Source organism: Xanthomonas codiaei (assembly GCF_002939785.1).
GTDB classification, from domain to species: domain Bacteria; phylum Pseudomonadota; class Gammaproteobacteria; order Xanthomonadales; family Xanthomonadaceae; genus Xanthomonas; species Xanthomonas codiaei.
The window spans coordinates 1-3,241 of sequence record NZ_MDEC01000067.1 but is presented as its reverse complement, the minus strand read 5'-3'; the positions used below and the strand labels follow the sequence as shown (position 1 = coordinate 3,241).

Sequence of the window (3,241 nt, the reverse complement as noted above, 5' to 3'; positions counted from 1 at the left end):
AACAGGCCCACTTCCAGGCTGAAACGCAGGCCGCGTTCCTGTGCCAGCGGCGCCATCAGGCTTTCCACTTCGGCCACCAGCTGGCGTACCGAGAACGGCTGCAAATCCAGCTCCAGGCGTCCGGATTCGATTCGCGCCAGGTCCAGCGCGTCGTTGACCAGCCGCAGCAGGTGCGCGCCGGCACGGCGGATCGATTCGGTGTAGCTGCGCTGCCTGGTGTCCAGCGCGGTCTTGAGCAACAACTCGCTCATGCCCAGCACGCCGGTCATCGGCGTGCGCACTTCATGGCCGAGCGTGGCCAGGAAGCGCGTCTTGGCCAGCGAGGCCTGCTCGGCCAGCTCCTGCTTGTGCACTGCCAGCTGCCAGGCGCTCAAGCGGCGCAGGCGACGGCGGTACAGCAACACCGCGCCGGTGACGATGCACAGCACCAGCAAGCCCAAGGCCGCCAGGCCCCATGGCGATAGCCACCACGGCGGCAGGACCTGGAACCGCAGGCTCTGGCTGGCCGACCAGATACCGTCGGCCGTGCGGCCCTGCACCTCGAGCACGTAATGCCCGGCTGGCAGGCGCGAGAACAGCCGCTCGCCGCTGGGGCCGACATCGATCCAGTCCGGGTCGTAGCCGCTGAGGCGGAAGCGGTAGCTGGTGGATTCGGGATTGGTGAAGGTCGGCATGCGCGCCACGATGTGCAGGTCGCGGTCGCCGTCCTGCATCTGCAGCGGCGCGACGCCGGTGACATCCAGGCCACGCTCGCCACGCCGCAGCCCTACCCGTTCGATCAGCAACTGCGGCCGGCGCAGATTGGGGCGCATCGTGGACGGATCGAACACCACCACGCCATCGGACGTGCCACCCAGTATCTGCCCGCCGCTTGCCTGCACCAGCGAGGCCACCTGCATGGGCGAGCTGGGCAGCCCATCGTGCACGTTGTACACGCGCACCAGCTTGCTGCCGGGATCGACACGGATCAGTCCACGATGACTGGAGACCCAGGCCACGCCACCGGCGTCGACCACCATACCGGTCGGCGCCACCTTGGGAAACTCCTGCTCCTTGCCCACCGTATCCAGATGCTTGAGCTGCGCGCCATCCCACAGATACCGCCGCAACTCGCCCGCCAGCCCTACCCAGACGATGCCGCCATCTCCCAGGCGGAACACATACGTCGGCAGATCAGCGGCGCCGGGAACCGCGACGAACCGGTCGGCCTGCGGGTCCCAGCGCCACAGTCCGGCGTTGTTGCTCAGCCAGATCTGCCCATCCGGTCCCATCCGCATGTCCAGCACGCTCAGCGCCTTCAGGCCGTGGCTTGCATAGTCGATGGTCCTGAGCAGTTGCCCCTGGCCGCTCCGCAGCTGGATGCCCTGGGTCATCAGCGCGACCCAGATGCGCCCTTGCGCATCTTCGGCCATCCGGCCCGGCCTGCCCGCATTGTCGGGATCGGCCGCCGGATCGACACTCTGCAACAGCGGCCAGCGCTCGAGCTGGCGTGTGTGCGGGTCGTACCGCACCAGCGTTCCCTGGACGCCGATCCAGACCACACCCTGGCTGCTTTCGAACACGGTGTCGGGGACGCGCACCGGATCGATATTGGGCAGATGCAGCTTGACCCGCCCGGTCGCCGGATCGAAGTATTCCAGCGCGCTATGCGAGCCTGCCACCCAGACACCACCTGCGGCCGATGGCGCTGTGGCGGTAATCGACGCGTTGGTCAGCGACTGCGCGTCATCCTTGTGATGCGAGAACACCGCAAAGGTGTCCCACCGCGGCGGCAGATGCCACAGACCGCCCTCAAGGCTGGCGAACCACAGCCCGCCCTCGCGATCCTGATAGGAGGTGATCCAGTTCCGGTTGACCAGGCCGTGCGCCGACGCACTGTAGGTCGGCACCTTGCCGACGGACGACCCGTCGGGGCTGATGCCCAGGCCAGCGTCGATGTCCAGCCAGTAGCGCCCGCGTCGATCACGCAGCAGCACGCTCCTGACCTGCGGCTCGGTCGCAGCGCTCTGCCATGGGCGCGTGATGGATCGCCCTGCGGTATCGAGCCGGAATGCATGACCGGCCAGGTCGCCAACCCATAGCACCTTGCCGCCCGGTTCCATGTAGAGCCTGTTGACGGCCTGCTCTGCAACCGGAAGCGGCACGCGCTGCATGCGTTGACCGTCCCAGTGCACGAGTCCACCCCAGGTGCCGATCCACATCGAGCCGTCAGCGGCGGCTTCGAAACCCACAACGCTGTCGGATGGCAGTCGGTGCGGCTCACGGGCGGCTGTGGAAAAGTGCTGCATGCGCCCGCCTGGCCGATAGCGGTACACGCCCTGCTTGGCGGTGCCGATCCACAGAGCGCCATCCGAGGCCGTTGCCAATGTCCACACCATGGCATCGCGCAGTTCCGGAAACTGCGGATCTTCCAGCCGCTGGAAGTTGCGCGTCCTTGCATCCAGGAAGCCGACGCCTCCGTCCTCGAAGCCCAGCCATACGCGATCTTCGGCATCCACGCAGATGCCCCAGATCACGTTGCTGGTCAGGCCATCCTCCATCCGCCAGATGCGGTAGTTGCGGCCATCGAACCGGGCCAGCCCGTCATCGCTGGCGATCCACAGGTAGCCCTGCTTGTCCTCGGCGAAATCATTGACCGTGTCGGAGGGAAGTCCGTCGGCAATCGTCAACTGGGTGGGCACCGGCGTGGCCGGGGTACGCGCCTGCAGCGGAAGCACGGCCAGACACAGGCACAACCAGAGCGCAGCAAGCGGCCAATGGGCAAGGCGGGTCAGGAGGCGCACCGGATCAGTTTCACGACAAGTGGGCGCATAGTGCGGGCCACGCGCGGTGCGGGCAAGCCCGGGCGTGCCACCGCCGATCCGGCGTGTCTGCACGATCCGACCGCTCGCCTCGGATGTGACGCTGCCGGACGGCCAGGCGCCACCAGCCCGCCACACCCGCCCGTCATGCACTGCGCTGCATCCGGCCGAACACCGCGCGGCGCCGGGCGCTGGCCGCCGCACACTGCAGCGCCCTACAGCCGACGGTTGCCCAAGGCAGGGGGGCGGCGCCATCACGGGCACAACCAACGCCGGTCGCTACGCTTTCAGCTACATGCCATCGCGCGGCCCTGCCTTGCGCAATGCCTCGGCAATGGTGTCGGCGAGCATGTTCCCGGTCAGCGGCTTGCGCAGGAAACTGTCGAAACCGGCTTGCTGCGCGGCCGGTTCGGCGGCTTCGTCCGAGCGCGCGGTCACGG

Annotated in this window: 1 protein-coding gene; it reads right to left on the bottom strand. The window is 67.8% G+C overall.

Annotation, left to right across the window (positions count from 1 at the left end; all coding sequences use genetic code 11):
* Nucleotides 1–2,708: ligand-binding sensor domain-containing protein (locus XcodCFBP4690_RS21985; protein WP_244183775.1), on the bottom strand; the 2,708-nt coding region annotated here is incomplete at its 3' end.
* Nucleotides 2,709–3,241 lie beyond the last annotated feature (533 nt).